The 16,967-nt window shown below is 50.0% G+C and carries 13 protein-coding genes; 8 read left to right on the plus strand and 5 right to left on the minus strand.

Going from position 1 to position 16,967, the window contains the following annotated elements; all coding sequences use genetic code 11:
- Positions 1 to 44: 44 nt before the first annotated feature.
- From lpxK to ACXYMU_RS15195, 3 genes are read left to right on the plus strand one after another with little or no spacing between them, the layout of a single operon-like run.
- Positions 45 to 1,109 (plus strand): tetraacyldisaccharide 4'-kinase, encoded by a 1,065-nt coding sequence (lpxK, locus tag ACXYMU_RS15185; protein WP_458987262.1) that lies wholly within the window; start codon positions 45 to 47, stop codon positions 1,107 to 1,109.
- 45 nt (positions 1,110 to 1,154) lie between these two features.
- A complete protein-coding gene (locus ACXYMU_RS15190; protein WP_458987263.1) occupies positions 1,155 to 3,146 on the plus strand; it encodes a putative porin in 1,992 nt (663 codons plus the stop codon).
- Positions 3,147 to 3,181: 35 nt separating this feature from the next.
- Positions 3,182 to 3,793, plus strand: a complete 612-nt coding sequence (locus tag ACXYMU_RS15195) for a MiaE family protein (protein WP_458987264.1) — start codon at positions 3,182 to 3,184, stop codon at positions 3,791 to 3,793.
- Between the two features lie 145 nt (positions 3,794 to 3,938).
- On the opposite strand, the gene ACXYMU_RS15200 is transcribed toward ACXYMU_RS15195, so the two are convergent.
- Complete coding sequence (locus tag ACXYMU_RS15200) at positions 3,939 to 5,204, minus strand: asparagine synthetase B (protein WP_458987265.1); 1,266 nt, start codon at positions 5,202 to 5,204, stop codon at positions 3,939 to 3,941.
- Positions 5,205 to 5,336: 132 nt separating this feature from the next.
- Between ACXYMU_RS15200 and ACXYMU_RS15205 the strand changes: the two genes are divergently transcribed.
- Positions 5,337 to 6,575, plus strand: a complete 1,239-nt coding sequence (locus tag ACXYMU_RS15205) for an ABC transporter permease (RefSeq protein WP_458987266.1) — start codon at positions 5,337 to 5,339, stop codon at positions 6,573 to 6,575.
- Positions 6,576 to 6,666: 91 nt separating this feature from the next.
- Here the strand turns inward: ACXYMU_RS15205 and ACXYMU_RS15210 are convergent, their stop codons facing one another.
- From ACXYMU_RS15210 to ACXYMU_RS15220, 3 genes are all read right to left on the minus strand, one after another.
- Positions 6,667 to 7,275 (minus strand): OmpH/Skp family outer membrane protein, encoded by a 609-nt coding sequence (locus ACXYMU_RS15210; protein ID WP_458987267.1) that lies wholly within the window; start codon positions 7,273 to 7,275, stop codon positions 6,667 to 6,669.
- Between the two features lie 69 nt (positions 7,276 to 7,344).
- Positions 7,345 to 8,664 (minus strand): tRNA (N(6)-L-threonylcarbamoyladenosine(37)-C(2))-methylthiotransferase MtaB, encoded by a 1,320-nt coding sequence (gene mtaB / locus ACXYMU_RS15215; protein WP_458987268.1) that lies wholly within the window; start codon positions 8,662 to 8,664, stop codon positions 7,345 to 7,347.
- Between the two features lie 166 nt (positions 8,665 to 8,830).
- The gene (locus tag ACXYMU_RS15220; protein WP_458987269.1) at positions 8,831 to 10,669 is read right to left on the minus strand and encodes an LTA synthase family protein; all 1,839 of its coding nucleotides are present in this window, start codon (positions 10,667 to 10,669) and stop codon (positions 8,831 to 8,833) included.
- A 279-nt stretch (positions 10,670 to 10,948) separates the two neighbouring features.
- On the opposite strand from ACXYMU_RS15220, the gene ACXYMU_RS15225 reads away from it, so the two are divergent.
- Positions 10,949 to 13,141 carry a glutamine synthetase III family protein gene (locus tag ACXYMU_RS15225; protein ID WP_458987270.1) on the plus strand — a complete coding sequence of 731 codons (2,193 nt, stop codon included), beginning with the start codon at positions 10,949 to 10,951 and terminating at the stop codon, positions 13,139 to 13,141.
- A 59-nt stretch (positions 13,142 to 13,200) separates the two neighbouring features.
- On the opposite strand, the gene ACXYMU_RS15230 is transcribed toward ACXYMU_RS15225, so the two are convergent.
- Positions 13,201 to 13,554, minus strand: coding sequence for a hypothetical protein (locus ACXYMU_RS15230; RefSeq protein ID WP_458987271.1), 354 nt, complete (start codon positions 13,552 to 13,554; stop codon positions 13,201 to 13,203).
- Positions 13,555 to 13,745: 191 nt separating this feature from the next.
- Here ACXYMU_RS15230 and ispG point away from each other — a divergent pair, with 191 nt between their 5' ends.
- From ispG to ACXYMU_RS15245, 3 genes are all read left to right on the plus strand, one after another.
- On the plus strand, positions 13,746 to 15,719 hold the full coding sequence (gene ispG / locus ACXYMU_RS15235; protein WP_458987272.1) for a (E)-4-hydroxy-3-methylbut-2-enyl-diphosphate synthase: 1,974 nt from the start codon (positions 13,746 to 13,748) through the stop codon (positions 15,717 to 15,719).
- A 147-nt stretch (positions 15,720 to 15,866) separates the two neighbouring features.
- The gene (locus ACXYMU_RS15240) at positions 15,867 to 16,031 is read left to right on the plus strand and encodes a DUF6728 family protein (protein ID WP_458987273.1); all 165 of its coding nucleotides are present in this window, start codon (positions 15,867 to 15,869) and stop codon (positions 16,029 to 16,031) included.
- A 295-nt stretch (positions 16,032 to 16,326) separates the two neighbouring features.
- Positions 16,327 to 16,827 carry a MarR family winged helix-turn-helix transcriptional regulator gene (locus ACXYMU_RS15245; protein ID WP_458987274.1) on the plus strand — a complete coding sequence of 167 codons (501 nt, stop codon included), beginning with the start codon at positions 16,327 to 16,329 and terminating at the stop codon, positions 16,825 to 16,827.
- Positions 16,828 to 16,967: the final 140 nt, after the last annotated feature.

Below are 16,967 nucleotides of genomic sequence, written 5' to 3' on the forward strand. Positions count from 1 at the left end.
TTTTGGGTCAGGCAAGTTAAAATTATTTTACTTTTGCTAACGATATGAAATACGTAAAGTGCTTGCTTTGGCCTTTTTCCTTGCTCTACGGCGGCATCATGGTGGTGCGCAATAAATTATACGATCACGGTGTTTTGCCTTCCCGCCAGTTTAACCTCCCTGTCATAGCGGTGGGCAACCTCACAGTGGGTGGGACAGGCAAAACTCCGCATGTAGAGTACCTGCTTCGGCTGCTGCACCACTATAAAACCGCCACCCTGAGCAGGGGGTATAAACGGCAATCCAAGGGGTTTATACTAGCTGATGCCTCAAGCAGTGCTTTAAGTATCGGGGATGAGCCTTATCAGTATTACCGTGATTTTGAAGGGGTGGCAGTGGCAGTGTCGGAGGACAGGGTGCATGGCATAGAGGAGTTGCGAAAACGCGTGCCGGAAGTAGAAGCTGTGGTGCTGGACGATGCAATGCAGCACCGGCCCGTACAACCTTCCCTTAGCCTAATGCTCACGGACTATCATCGCCTCTTTTACAAAGACTTCGTGATGCCTGCCGGTTTGCTGCGCGAACCCCGTACAGGCGCTTCCCGGGCAGATGCGATCATCGTCAGTAAATGCCCCCTACACCTTTCCGAAAAGGAGCAGGAGGCAATCAGGTATAAAATTCAGCGTTATGCCAGCCAAGCGGTGCCTGTCTTCTTCACCGCTTTCAGGTACGGTGCACCGGTGCCTTTGCAAGGTGGTATAACCCCAGGGAAAAAAGTGGTGCTGTTAACAGGTATAGCGAATGCCGAGCCACTGAAAGAAAATCTGGCCCAGCAGGGGTATACGTTGCTGCACCACGCCGCATTTCCCGATCATCATCTGTATGAGGCAAGGGATATAGAAACGCTGCAGCAGCTTTTAGCGAAGCCAGCCTACCAGGGTGCTGCGGTGCTGACAACGCGCAAGGATGCTGTTAAGCTCGCTGATGCCAAGTTGAGCGAAGCACTGGCTGGCCTCCCGGTTTTTTATGTGCCGATCGAGGTTGAATTTTTGCAGGACCAAGGAGCATTTGACAGGCTGGTGCTGCAACATGTGCAGGACTTTGGCAAACCTGGCAGCGCAAAGCTTTAACCGGGGCGCAGGCTGTATTTAGATTAAAATCACTAATTTTATCGCGTGAAACCGAACAAGAAAGTCCTTTTACTCCCCATACTAGGTTTACTCCTTCTTTGCCAGAGTGCAGCCGCCCAGATTATTGACGATACCACCAGGCTACTCTATAGCCCTAAAACAACGTTGCAACTGTATGAGCAGCAGATTTTGCGCGGTAACTATGAGGAAGTGGCCGTGGATACCCTATTGCACAACCTGCATAACGAGCGCTACTGGTATAACGACACAGCCTTTTATCAGCACCTGGGCAACATAGGCACCGCCGCTCAGCCCTTGCTGTTCCGGATGCCGGATCAGATCGGCGTACGGTTGGGCAAGAACATCTTCGACCGGTATGCCTACAACCCCGGGAAGCTCAATTACTTTAACACGCGTTCGCCCTATACCCATTTATACTACGTGCAGGGCAGTCGGGGGGAGCAGGCGTTTGAGGCGCTGCATACCCGTAACATCACTTCACGATGGAACGCGGGGATCGCTTACCAGGTGCTTTCTGCTAACCAGCAGATCGGGCAAGCCGCTACCGAGAGGCGCACCAGGGGCTTTATAGACAACCAGGCCGTGAAAGCATTCACGCACTACCGGTCTGAAAACGATAAATATGATGCCTTCTTCAACTTCACTTACATGAAGGTGGAACAGATTGAGACGGGCGGGATTTTGCCGGACACCTCGCTGGCGACCACCCGCAACAACTACGCAGAATCCATACTGGCCCGGTTTGCAGAGGCACCTGTACAGATGACGCAGACGTCAAATGAAGAGGGCCGTACCAATTTCCACTTTCTTCAGATCTACAAGCTGGCCAAAGAGAACCTCAAGGTATACCACCAGCTAGACTGGTATCGGCAGCGTAACGTGTTCGAGGATGAAAACCTTAGCATTTACCGCAGGAACATTACCCCCTTTGCACCAAAGCTGGACCGCACGTTTGTGGTATACCCTAACTTTGATGACGTAGTGTCCGGGTATAATTTCACGCCGGCACGCACAAAGGAGTCCACCACCTTCCGTTCGCTGCAGAACGTGTTTGGCCTCACCGGCAATAACAAGCTGTCGTCTTACAACGCTTATGCCAAGCTCCGGAACGTGAATATGCAGTATGCTGCATTGGTGCCCTTAGTGAAAGAACCGGGCGAGACGGACACCACGACACGGTATGGCGATTTCCGGCAAACTGATACATACGCCAAGGTCCTGATTGGGGGCGATATCCGGTTGTTCTACAAAAACCTGGCAGAGCTGACCGGTGAGGCAGAATACCAGCTTGGTTCTGATTACAGGGTCAAGGGTAAGGCGCGCATTGGCGGGGCTTCCGCCACACTGGAGCGGGTGCTGCTTTCGCCTACGCTTGTAGAGAACGACATCCTCAGCAACCATTATGCTTGGGAGAATGACTTTGAGCCCTCCGTGACGGACCGGATTGGGGTCGGTTTTGAGAGCCACATAGGGAAAAGGCAGTTTTTGCGCCTAGATGCACACTATACCAATGTTAAGCGTTACATTTTCTTCAATGAGCGGGCAATCCCCCAGCAACTAAGCGGGAATCAGCGGTTTTTTGGGGCTTCACTTTCGCACCATATCCAGTTCGGTGTGCTACACTTTAAGAATTTCGGCTCCTATACCAACACCGATGAGGCTGACAAGATCAGGGTACCGGAGTTTCTCATGGAGTCCAGCCTATACCTTGAGGGCTATTTGTTTAAAAAGGCCTTGTTCAGCCAGGTTGGCGTGCAAGCCACGTACCCAAGCAGCTATTACGCCGATGGCTACATGCCGGTCACACAACAGTTTTATGTGCAGAACTCGTTCTTGGTCCAATCCTACCCCGTGGTAGAGGTTTTCATGAACGCCGACATCAAATCGGTGAACCTGTTTCTGAAGATGGCGCACGTCAATGACGGCCTCCTGGACCCTGTTTATTTTAACACGCCATACTATCCGGCCATGCGGCGCAGCTTTGTGTTCGGGTTAAAGTGGATGTTCTTTGATTAACGTATACCTACTCCCTGATTCTTATTTCCATTGACATGTCAACCGAGCAGCAGCCAACCAAAACCATCCTTCGCCTGGAATTGCCCACAGACCCCCGCTGGGTCAACATTGCGGAGAAGAACATCGAGGAAATACTGGTGGACCACGCCTACTGTGAGCAGAAAGCAGCTACCTCAGGCATTTCGCTGATTGTGAAGTACCCGGACAAAACCCGCCTGGTGGAGGAAATGACGGATTTAGTGGCGGAAGAGTGGAGCCATTTTGAGCGCGTGCTAGCCGAACTGAAGAAACGCGGCTATAGCCTGGGCCGCAACCGGCCGGATGAATATGTGGTGGAACTGACCAAGCACATCCGGAAAGGCAATAAGCGCGAGCGGCAGTTAATGGACCACTTGCTGGTGAATGCGCTGATCGAGGCACGCAGCTGTGAGCGCTTTAAGCTGCTTTGGAAAAACATTGCCGATGAGGGGCTGCAGAAGTTCTATTATGAATTGATGGTATCGGAGGCGGGACACTATGTAAGCTTTGTGAAGCTGGCCAAAGAGTATATGCCAGTCGAGGAAGTAGATGCCCGCTTGAAAGAACTCCTTGCCATCGAAGCAGACATCATCCGGAACTTGAAGCCAAGGCCCGATAGAATGCACTAATTCAGGTAGCAGTAAAATCAGTAAACAGTAATCTGATTCGTGTAATAGTTATGGTAACTATCACATAAATAATCTCATTTTAATAAAAAAGCCTAAACATTTACTAATAATTGTTTACTGCTAACTGAGTAATTGTTTACTGAAATCACGTTTTCTGCTTTTTCTTCTTAGCTGCCGGGAAGAGAATGTTGTTCAGAATGAGGCGGTAACCCGGCGAGTTCGGGTGCAGGGCCAGGTCGGTCGGGTCTTCGCCTACCAGGTGCTGGTAGTCTTCCGGGTCGTGGCCCCCGTAAAAGGTCCAGGTGCCGCGGGCATAGGTGCCGTGCATATATCGGATCTCACTCAGCTCTTTGTTTTCTCCCATTACCACCACTTCCGGTTTTACCAGGCTTTTCCGAAAAGCCGTGGTCTGGCCCATGAACCCTTTGATGGTTTTCTTGTGGTTCTGTGTGAGCATGGTGGGGATAGGGTCCCATTTGGCGGAAAACGTGAACAGCTGAAAATAGTCGTTTGCCTCTGTCACGGGTCTTTCCTGCGGCTGCATGTCGATGTTGGAGTACTCATACTCGAGCGGGTTACGGGAAATCCTGAAGTCCTTGAAAGCCAGGGTCTTTTCGAAATCCAGCTTTTGCTGAGCCTGCGGATCTGCGGCGTCCCCATCAAACATGGCCTCCACAATGTCCACGCCCTCCGCCGCCAGGGCAATGTCGTAGGTGTCGGTGGCAGAGCACATGGCAAACAGAAACCCCCCGCCCGCCGTGAACTCCTTGATTTGCTGCACGACAGCAGACTTCATCAACGACACCTTGCTGAAGCCGAGTTTGGATGCGGACTCTTCCAGTTCACGTTGCTGCTCCTGGTACCAGGGGTAATGGCGGTAGCTGGCGTAAAACTTTCCGTACTGGCCTGTAAAGTCCTCGTGGTGCAGGTGCAGCCAGTCGTACTTGGGCAACTCTCCCTGTACGATCTCTTTGTCGTAAATCACATCGTAAGGGATTTCAGCATAAGTCAGCACCAGCGTCACGGCATCATCCCAGGGCATTTTGGATTTCGGGGAGTAGACGGCAACCTTCGGCACCTTCTCCAGCTTCATGATGTCCATGTTGGCCTCCGGGTTGTTGATCTGGGTGAGGATGCCGTTGTACTGGGCATCCGAAATTACCTGGTAGCTTATACCCCGCACAATAAGCTCATTCTCTAAAAGAGGCATGTGCTGAAAGGCAAAGCTGCCGCCCCGGAAATTCAGCAGCCAGTCAACGGATATGTTCTTGCCCAGCACCCAGTAAGCGATGCCGTATGATTTCAAGTGATTTTTCTGCCCCTCATCCATGGGCACCAGAATCGTGCTGGCGGATACGTTGAATACCAGCAATAGGAGTGCGAAGAACAGTGCGATGGTACGGAAAAACATAGCGTTAGTCTTTAAATTCTGCTTCAAGGTATAATATCGGCGCTTGTTTCTAAAAATGGCTGTAACTTAGAAGCTATGCCCTGCTGGTATAAATAACGTAAAATATTCATAAAGCGCACATTATCTCAACGGATGAATCTGATTGAAAACATAATGGAAGGCCTGCGGGCCATACAAGGCAACCTGCTTCGCACGGTTTTAACGGGCCTTATCATCGCTGTCGGCATCATGTCGCTGGTTGGTATACTTACGGCCGTAGACAGCATGAAGTATTCCCTGACGCAGACTTTTTCGAATCTGGGCGCCAATGCCTTTGACATACGCAGGGCCGGCATGAACAACCGGGGTCGAAATGAAGGACGCAGCCAGAAGGTGTTTCCGCCTATCACGTATGAGCAGGCCGTGATGTACCAGGAACAGATGGAGAAAGATGCCCGCGTGAGCCTGTCGGCGTTTATTTCGGGCGCCACCGTAGTGAAGAGCCAAACGGAAAAGACCAATCCCAATATCAGCATTGTGGCCGGCGACGAGAACTACATGGTCAACAACAGCATCAACCTCGAGAAAGGCCGCGACTTCTCCACTTTTGAGCAGGAGCAGGGCATCAATGTGGCGATCATAGGGGATGAAGTGGCCAGTAACCTTTTTAAGGACTCTGAGCCACTGGGTGATTTTGTGACCTTTCTGGGGCGCAGGTTTAAAGTGATTGGGCTGTTGGAGAAAAAGGGCAGTAGCATGGGTGGAAGCAGCGACCGCCGGATCATCATTACCTTAGAGACCGGCCGGCAGATACCCCGTGAAGGCGGTTCCCTCAACTACGACATCAAGACGGCCATTTACCGGGCCGATGAATTGAATTACGTGATGGGCGAGGCAACCGGCCTCATGCGCAAGGTACGGCAGGACCAGATAGGGCAGGAGGCCTCATTTGAGATCAGGAGAAGCGATTCGTTGGTGCAAAGCCTGGACGAGATATCCGGCTACCTGAAAGCAGGCGGTTTTGTCATCGGTTTCATCACGCTGTTGGGCGCCTCTGTGGGCTTGATGAACATTATGATGGTGTCGGTGAACGAGCGCACCCGTGAAATCGGCGTGCGAAAGGCGCTCGGAGCCACGGCCTTTCAGATCAGGCAGCAGTTTTTGATCGAGGCAGTGGTGATATGCATCATGGGTGGTTTCGTGGGCGTCGTGCTTGGCATCCTGATGGGAAACGGCATCGCCTCTATGATCGGGGAAGGCGGTTTTATCGTGCCGTGGTTGTGGGTGATCATCGGGATGACGATTTGCGTGGTGGTCGGAGTGATTTCAGGGTATTACCCGGCCTACAAAGCGTCTAAACTGGACCCTATTGAGTCGTTGCGATACGAATAAATTTTATTCGATAAAAGTATAAGACTATATAAAAGCGAAGGCCCCTGCTATGTATAAGCAGGGGCCTTCGCTTTTATTGGTGCATTAAAACTTATTTTTTCTCGGCTGTAGAATCAGCAGCGGCACCTTTCTCAGTGGTATAAGCCTCGTTCAGGGCTTCTACTACTTCCGTGGTGATGTCGCGGGATGAGTCGCTGTAAAGGATGGCACTGTTACCACGGGAGTAAGTCAACACCATTTTGTACCCCTTCTCCTGGCTCAGCTTCTGCAGATACTCTTCCACGCGGTCGTAGATCTTCTTCATTTCCTCCGACTCCTCGCCGGCAAGCTCGCTGCCCTTGTTCTGCTGAAGCGCTTGCAACTGCTGCTGCTTTTGCTGCAGGCGCTGCTCCGTAGAAGCGCGCTGCTGCGCTGACATGCCCTGGGCAGAACTCTGATACCTCTCTACCTCTTTCTGGAACGACTCAGCCTGCGAGCGCAGGTCCTGCTCCGCCTTCTGGCCTTTGGTCTGCAGGCGCGTGCGTACGTCGTTAAAGTACTCGTAATTTGCCAGAAGCGAATCAGAGTTCACGTATACAATGTCAGGTGTGCCAGCCTCAGCAGTGGTGGCTGTAGCGCCATTTACTTTGGGGCTTTGGTTGCAGGCAACCAGCATTGAGGTGGCCATGGCAAGGCCCAGGGAGATTTTCAGAACTTTCACTATTTCGTCTGTTATGTTTGTTTGAAAGATTTTTTCAGCCTAAATATACAAGGAAACTTTGCGAGTAACCTAATGCTTCAGCAGTTCGTGGTAGGTTTCTTCAGCCTCCATCAGTCCTGAGGCAGTAAGATTGGTCAGGCGCACGTGCTTGGTTTCGTTCACGAGCACAGGGTCGTACTTGGCAGCCACCCGCACGTAATTCTCTGTCCAGCCTTCCATGATGCCGTCCTTCACGTCGTCTTCGAACAGCACCGTAAACTCCCGGCCAATGTTCTGCTCATAGAAATGACGCTTTTTCTTTTCCGAGAGGATGCGCAGCATATCAGCGCGGCGGTTGCGTTCCTTGATGCTTACCTTGCCGGGCATCTCAGGGGCAGCCGTGTTTTCGCGCTCAGAGTAAGGGAACACGTGCAGGTAGCTCACATCGAGGTCGTTCAGGAAATTATACGTCTCCAGGAAGTCCTGCTCTGTTTCGCCCGGAAAGCCCACGATCACATCCACACCAATGCAGCAGTGCGGCATCAGGGCCTTGATTTTTGCAACCCTGTCCGCATACAGTTCGCGCTGGTAGCGGCGGCGCATCAGTTTCAGGATTTTGTTGGATCCTGACTGCAGCGGCACATGGAAGTGTGGCATAAAGCGCTCGCTCTGGCTCACAAAAGAGATAATTTCATCTTTCAGCAGGTTTGGCTCTATGGAGGAAATGCGGAAGCGATCTATACCCGCAACCTTGTCCAGAGCCTGCACCAGTTCGTAGAACGACTCCACACGCTCGCCGTTTTGCAAACCGAAGTCGCCGGTGTTCACCCCGGTCAGCACGATCTCTTTCACGCCGGATTCTGCTATCTCGTTGGCAGAACGCACCACGTTCGCGATACTATCGGAACGGCTGTTGCCCCGCGCCAGCGGGATGGTACAAAATGAGCAGGAGTAGTCGCAGCCGTCCTGTACTTTCAGGAACGTGCGCGTACGGTCGCCAAAGGAGTATGAGTTATGGAAGGTATGCGCCTCCGAGATGGGACTGGCAAAAACCTGTGCCTTGTCTTTTTTCTCAAAGGTTTCCAGGATGTCTACTAGCTGAAACTTCTCGGCGGCACCAAGCACCGCGTCTACCCCCGGAATCTCAGAAATCTCCTTCGGCTTAAGCTGTGCATAGCAACCCACAATGGTAATGAATGCATTGGGCGAGTGCTTCAGCGCTTCCTTTACAATCTTGCGACACTTCTTGTCGGCATTGTCGGTAACCGAACAGGTGTTGATCACATAGATATCCGGCTTGTCCGTGAACTCCACCTTTTCAAAGCCGCGCTCCTGGAATATACGGCCGATCGTGCTCGTTTCGGAGTAGTTGAGCTTACAGCCTAGGGTATAAAATGCTACTTTTTTCATAATCAGGCTGCAAAGATACTAATATTATACCTTAGCGCCGAAAGAATAGCTGTAAATGTATGATGCGGCCAGGTTAGGCTTTGAGGTGTAAACCTCTGTTGTATTGGTTGTTACAGATATTTGCTTGTCTTGTACTGCTTTTAACGTACCTGCCAGGGCATCTGTATCACTTCTGTATAAAGTCTTCGAACGATGCCTGCATGTATGCTTTTCCGGTTTGCAGTTGCTCTTCCGTGAGGATATCTTCAGTTGATATAGGCTGTTTGGCGGCATTGTCATAAAGTAGAGTGCCTTGTGGGGTTACAAATCCAAACCCGTCGTTGAACACATAAAACGCAAAAGGAGAGGGGGTAGGCGCCATGAGGTTGCGGCTCCACTTAAAGTTATGATAGGGTAACCCGAGCTGTGCCAGCAAAGTAGCTGCGATATCTGTTTGCGAGGCGATGGTTTGTACCTCGAGGCGTTGCTTGATGGCACCGCCCGTGAAGATCAGTGGTATGCGGAACTTGGATGGGGCAAAGTTTGGGTCATTTCCCGGCAATGGGTGCCCATGGTCAGCGGTGATCACAACCAAGGTGTTTTGCCACCAGGGCTGCCGCTGAGCCTGCCTGATAAAGTTGCCCAACGCCCAGTCAGTATAGTACACACTGTTCCGGAATTTCGCCTCGTTGCTACTCCCCGGAAATTTTACGGCCATAGGAACCTCGAAAGGCTCATGGCTGCTAAGGGTATAAACCGTGCTGAAGAATGGCTTTTCCTCCTGCTCCAGTTCCTGCAGCACCCTGTAAAATAACACATGGTCGTGTGCACCCCATTTAGAGTTATAAGTGGCCGGGTCGAAATCCTCTTTCGCTATCAGGCGGTCGTAGGCACCATTAGTAAGGTATGAGCGGATGTTGGCAAATTCCAGCTCACCGCCATAGAAGTAGCTGGTGCTGTAATTCTGTTGCTTGAATACCTGACTCAGCTGCGGCAATTGCTTTGTTTTGTTTGGGTACTTAATGATAGAGGTCTTGGTTTGTACCGGGTACCCGCTCAGCAAGGCCACCATCCCTTTCTCACTTCTGTCGCCGCTGGCGTATACGTTCGTGAAGTTGATGCCCGTCTTTGCCAGGCTGTCTAGATTAGGTGTAACACCGGTTTCTCCCCCCAGGCTCCCGACAAATTTGGCAGTATAGCTTTCCAGGATGATGAACAGCACGTTAGGCACAGCACTTTTAATGAGCACTTTAGTATTGTTCGTATCAGAGGCAGCATAGAGTGCCTGCACCCGTTCTTGCGCAGCTTCTAGCTTCATATACTGGTATGGGTTCGTGCTCGACTTGTTAAACTTCGTGAGCGCGTATCCCAGGTTCCAGGGCATGTTCAGCCCAGCCTGGTTAGCAAATGGCTTGTTAGAGAAATACGCCACACTCTGGTTAATCGGGATTTGCTGCCAGCCGCCGCGTAAGGGCAATATCAGAAACGCCAGAAAAAAAAGAGAAAGGAAGTTATTTACCGCCTTTCTCCCCTGTGTCCGGTAACAGGTATAGTCAAACCCTTTCAGGTAAAGCAGTATAAAAGCTGACGCAATACAAAAACAAATAAACAGCAAAAGGAAAAGCGGGGCAGAAGACGCTGAGGCAGCCAGCTCTGCAGGGGTATGGAGGTACTGCAAGGGGGTAGCGTCCAGTCGGAATCCCCAGTAGGTATACAACTCCAGGTCTGCAACCAGCAATGCAGACAGAACAACCAGCAGCACATAGGTATAGATTCGGATAAAGCCGTTGATGTTGAGTCGTAGCCCGATGGCACTCAACGCCAGTGCCGCGAATGGCAGCAGGCAAAGGTAGGCCGTGGCGGAGGCATCGAGGCGTAGGCCATGCCAAAAAACGAGTAGCGTGTCTGTAGAGGTAAGCTCAGCGGTGCGGTTGAGGTGGTAAACCAGAAATAGGATGCGGGCAACTATAAAATAGATGACCCAAAAGCAAAAGTACAGGGGCTGAAAAAAAATTCTGTTTCTCACATTGCAAATATACAGTTTCTGGAAGGGCATTGTCAAAGTAGGGTACGTGAGGGTCAGATTCTGTTCTGATAAGTGCAAATCGGGTTCCGTTTGTGAACGAAGGGGGGAGGAAATAAATTACCTACACTTTATCTGTATACCCCTGTGTTTTAATAGAAGTAATTTCAACATACAGGCCTATTTGTTAAAAATGCCTTAAAAAAACCAGATACTTTTTTAGGAAACTTAATTTTATCTCTATATTTGCTAGACCTTAAAAAACCCAATCTAATTTAAGCAATGGCAACACTAAGATTTAAAGCGCTGGATTTAGTGAACCAGCGTAAAACAGGTGATGTAACTTTACCTTCTCAAAACATTTCGAATTACTATGGTGAAAACGTATTTGGCATGGATGCCATGCGTGCCACCATGTCGTCTGACAATTTCAAGCGTCTGCGCCGCATCATCAACTCTGGAGACAAAGTTGACCGCAACTTAGCAGATGCTGTAGCGTCAGCCATGAAATCTTGGGCCATGAGCAAAGGGGCAACCCACTACACGCACTGGTTCCAGCCACTGACAGGCACTACTGCCGAAAAGCATGACTCTTTCTTCGACCTGACGTCTGACGGCGACGCCCTGGAGTCTTTTAAAGGCAGTGCACTGGTACAGCAGGAGCCGGATGCTTCCTCTTTCCCGAGCGGCGGTATCCGTAACACTTTCGAGGCCCGCGGTTATACTGCCTGGGATCCTTCGTCGCCAGCTTTTGTGATTGAAGGCATCAACTCCAAGACACTTTGTATCCCAACTATCTTCGTTTCTTACACAGGCGAAGCACTGGACTATAAAACACCACTCCTGAAGTCATTGAAGTTACTGAACGATGCGGCCGTGCCGGTGTGCCAGTACTTCGACAAGGATGTAAATAAAGTAACCACAACACTGGGTATCGAGCAGGAGTACTTCCTGGTAGACAAGGCGCTTTATGCTGCCCGTCCGGACCTGATGATGACTGGCCGTACCTTGTTTGGCCATGCCCCTGCAAAAGGCCAGCAGCTGGAAGACCATTATTTCGGTTCTATCCCCAGCCGTGTGCATGCCTTTATGGTAGACTTCGAAAAGGCTGCTCACCGTTTGGGCATTCCGCTGCGCACGCGTCACAACGAAGTGGCTCCGGGCCAGTTTGAGTGCGCTCCTACGTTCGAGGACGCCAGCCTTGCCGCTGACCACAACCAGTTGTTAATGGACATCATGGACCGCGTGGCAGACCGCCATGGGTTTAAAGTGTTGCTGCATGAGAAGCCTTTTAAAGGCGTGAACGGTAGCGGAAAGCACAACAACTGGGCAATGAGCACTAACACGGGTGTGAACTTGCTTGGACCAGGTAAAAAACCGAAAGAGAACCTGCAATTCCTGACGTTCTTTATCAATACCATCAAAGCCGTGCACAAACACGCTGACCTTTTACGTGCCAGCATTGCCTCTGCCAGCAACGACCACCGCCTGGGTGCCAACGAAGCGCCACCCGCGATCATGTCTGTTTTCGTGGGCCAGCAGCTGACTGCCGTTTTGGATGAGTTGGAGCGCACTGCCAAAGTGCCGATGGAAAAAGGCGATAACATGTACCTGAAACTGGGTATTGACCGCATTCCGGAGGTGTTGTTGGATAACACAGACCGTAACCGTACTTCTCCATTTGCCTTTACAGGTAATAAGTTCGAGTTCCGTGCCGTGGGTTCTTCTGCCAACGTTTCTAACCCGATGACTGCCTTGAACACGATCGTAGCCGATCAGCTGTTCGAGTTCAGAAAGCAGGTGGATAGCCTGATCGATGGCAACGACATGAAAAAGGAGCTCGCGATTATTCAGGTGCTGCGTGAGTATGTGGTGGAGTCAAAAGCAATCCGTTTTGAAGGAAACGGCTACTCACAGGAGTGGGAAGAAGAGGCTGCGAGCCGTGGTTTATCGAATGTGAAAACTACGCCGCGCGCTCTGGATGTTTACCACCGAGAGGAAATCAAGGATTTGTTCAGCAGAAACGGCATTTTAACCGGCGTGGAGCTGAATGCCCGTCATGAGATTCTGCTGGAGGAGTATATCAAGAAAATCCAGATCGAAGCGCGGGTACTAGGTGACTTGGCGGTAAATCACGTCATCCCGACAGCGATAGCCTACCAGAACAAGCTCATCAACAACGTACGCGGCCTGAAAGACCTCGGCCTGGAGGATGAGTACACAAAGACTACCGTTGACTCTATCAAAAAGATGTCGCAGCACATCACCACCATTCAAAAGAATGTGGATGAAATGGTAGAGGCGCGTAAAGTAGCTAACAAAATAGAGGATGCGCGCGAGCGTGCCATCTACTACCAGGAGAAAGTTTTCGCTTATTTCGACACAATCCGTTATAGCGTAGACAAATTGGAGCTGATGGTGGATGATGAAGATTGGCCATTGGTGAAATACCGTGAGTTGATGTTCAACAGATAAAAAACAGAAGAGGCGCCAGCAAAGGCGCCTCTTCTGTTTTATGTGTGTTTGATGTGCCGTTACTGTGACTTTGCCGCGAAATTACCAGCGACTTTGGCGAGAACCAGTGGCAGGATAACCAGCACAAGCCCTACGGCAATAAGTTTGCGGAGCCCTAGCCGGAAGATCAATTTCGTGATGAGGCTGCTCTTCAACTCCAAAAGCAAGAACTTCCCGGCTTTAGTCATGGGTTTACCGTGCAGAATTTCCTTTACAGCTTCCCAATTGCCTTTTTCCAGTTGCCTTTTAAGGAATTCGGTCACGGTGTCAACGGACAGCGAAAAAGCCTCCCGTAACTGCTCCTGTTGTAGCGAAGCCTTTGCTGCAAAATCCTGAAGCCTGTCGGCCGCGTTCCTGGGTAAAAACTGATGCATGTAGATCATAATGTTTTGTACGCTGATTTCAAGTAGGGGTATACAATGTGCCCTGCCTAACCTTTAATCAGAGTGGTCTATCAGCAGGTTTTGCCTCACTTTCAAATAAAGATGTTAATTTTACAGGGTTAGCCATTGAACAATGCGCACGCATCTTTAGTTAAAACTATGCGCTTACGCCGACTTTATATATGAACAAATCTTATTGCCCTAGCCTGACAAGTTACCAACGCAGAAAAACGCGTGTGGTGCATATTGGTGGAATCCCGATGGGAGGAGACTATCCTATCCGGGTGCAGTCGATGACCACTGTGGACACCATGGACACGCAAGGTTCTGTGGAGCAATGCATCCGGATGATCGAGGCGGGCTGCGAATATATCCGCATCACGGCGCCCAGCATCAAAGAGGCAGAGAACCTGCGGAACATCAAAGCAGAACTTAGCAAGCGCGGTTATAACGTTCCGCTCGTTGCCGATATTCACTTTACCCCGAATGCCGCGGAAGTAGCTGCGCGTATTGTGGAGAAGGTGCGCGTGAATCCGGGTAACTATGCCGATAAAAAGAAGTTCGAGGTGATTGCCTATGACGATGCTTCCTATCAGGCAGAGCTCGACCGAATCAGGGAGCGTTTTTTACCACTGGTCCGAATCTGCAAGGCGCACGGCACTGCCATGCGCATTGGCACGAACCACGGTTCGTTATCCGACCGTATCCTGAGTCGCTACGGCGACACGCCACTGGGTATGGTAGAGAGCGCGCTGGAATTTCTCCGCATCTGCGAGGATGAGCAGTATTATAACATCGTGATTTCGATGAAAGCCTCCAATACGCAGGTGATGGTGCAGGCTTATCGCTTGCTGGTCCAGAAACTAGAGGAGGAGGGCATGCAGCCATACCCCTTGCACCTGGGCGTGACAGAAGCTGGAGAGGCAGAGGACGGCCGTATTAAATCAGCTGTAGGAATAGGCACGCTGTTAGAGGATGGCCTGGGAGACACTGTGCGGGTGTCGTTAACAGAAGCGCCAGAGGCAGAGGCCCCTGTGGCCAAAGCCCTCATCGATCGCTATACCCATCGGGCAGAGCAGGCACAACCTATGAAACCTGTCTGCAACGTCCCGATCGACCCGTTCCAGTACCACCGGAGAGAGACAAGCGAAGTAGAAAACCTGGGCGGGCTCAATGTGCCGCGCGTAATTGCGGACCTGAGCAGGCTGGAGGCAATTCAGTATGCAGACTTAAAAAGCATTGGTCACCTGTATTCTATGCTTCTCGACAAGTTCAACATGAACGACCTGGGGGCAGATTACATTTATACCGGTTCTTTGCCTATCACTTTTATGCTGCCGAACGGGCTGAAAGAAATCGTAGATTACACAGCCTGGCAGCAAGCGGAACAACAGCAAGATCGCCATCCGTTGTTTTCAGCTGCACAATACCTGGCTGCTCCGAGCCTACACAAAAGTCTGAATTTTGTGAAGGCTTCGATCAGCGACCTGACAACTGATTTGCTTGACCGCCTCAAGCAGGACAGCACGGCGGTATTGCTACTGCATACCCAAAATGCGCACGCCATGCCCGAACTGCGCAAATGCTTCTTTCGGTTGATGAACAATGGGGTTCAAACTCCCTGCATCATACAGCGGGAGTATGGGGAATTGTCGTCGGATGAAGTGCAGCTATACGCAGCCACAGACGTTGGCGGGCTCTTGATTGATGGCCTGGGCGATGGGGTCTTGCTTAGCACAGCTTTGCTGGCAGAGCAGCCAAAGGACGAATGGCTACAAACAATCGAGCAGCTCAATAACCTGAGCTTCGGGATACTGCAGGCGGCACGCACCCGCATGAGCAAGACAGAGTATATCAGTTGCCCGAGTTGTGGCCGCACACTGTTTGACCTGCAGGAAACCACCGCTATGATCCGTAAAAGGACTGACCACCTGAAAGGTGTGAAGATCGGGATTATGGGCTGCATCGTAAATGGGCCCGGCGAAATGGCCGATGCAGACTATGGCTATGTGGGGGTTGGCAAAGACAAGATTGCGCTTTACCGTGGCCAAACGGTTGTGAAGAAGTCAGTGCCTGCAGACCGGGCCGTAGATGAACTGATAGAACTGATTCGGGAAGATGCCAAGTGGATCGAGCCGATGCAATTGGAAGCGTAACATGACCTGTTCGATCCAAAGCTTTGTTTGTGTTATGTATTCTGAACTGGTATAAATCTTTTCAGCCAGTTTGCAGTTCTTTATAAAATATTAATTTAAAAACCAGGTGCGCTTAAGCAGGCATCTTCACTTTTTAAGTATAAAATCATGAAAGGACTTTTCAATTTCTCTGAAGTGCTGACTTATTTCTTCCGAAAGAAAGATCCCAACCGTAAAACCAATTTTAACCTGCGGACAATGCACACCATCAACAAAATATCAATTTTGATGTTTCTGGCGGGTATTATTTATTTTGTGATAAAACATTGGTAATGGTGGGTTTTGTGCCTGTAACACAGGAGACTAAGGTTTGTAATTAGATTTTTAAGTAGAAAGGAACAAGGGGACATTAGGATTTTGTTTCCATTATGCTGTAGTGATTACTCACATTTTTGTATATTACATAATATCGGCAACGCAGGTTACTACTTTATTTACATTTGCCCTGCACCGTGCAGAAACAAAAGGATCTATTTTAATGTCAAAGTGATCGAAATAAAGATTTTACAGGCAATAGGAACTGAAATATTATAAATTTACTATACTTGAGAAACATTTACTGAACCTTATGATCTTAGATAACGAAATAGGTGGAATCTCCTCTTTTCGGAATGAGTGGCAGCGGGCAAGCATTAGCCTGATCTATACCCACGGATTCCTTTTGAATTGTTATGAGAGTTTCTTCAAAAGTCACGGTTTAACCACGCAGCAATACAATGCGCTGCGCATTCTGCGCGACCAGTTCCCTAAACCAGTTTCTACCTCTGTCCTCCGTGATAAAATGTTGGATAAGATGTCTGATGCCTCCCGATTGGTAAGCAGGCTGAATGCCAAGAACTTGGTGACTGTTGCGCAGAATTCTACTGATAAAAGGTTAGTGAATATTTTGCTGTCGGAAGAGGGACAGAAGACGCTGGAAAAGATAGATGCGGAACTTCACCAGTTGGATGATCAGATGCGGGGCCTCTCAGAAGAAGAAGCCATTCAACTGGTCGATCTGTTATTCAAAGTGCGCAAATCTTTGAAGGACTATAAAAAAGTTGCTTCTAAAGAAAATGTAGACGCATAAAAAAGCGTAGGTATATAATGTCTTGTCCTGAAATAAGTTGACGGATTTTAGACGAAATTACTTTTTAATTTGAGACCTCCAGTGCATTTGTATTGGAGGTTTTCTTTTTCCACTGTTTTGCCTTTAGCTTACTTTGCCGG

The sequence above is a fragment of the Pontibacter sp. CAU 1760 genome, from assembly GCF_054482735.1.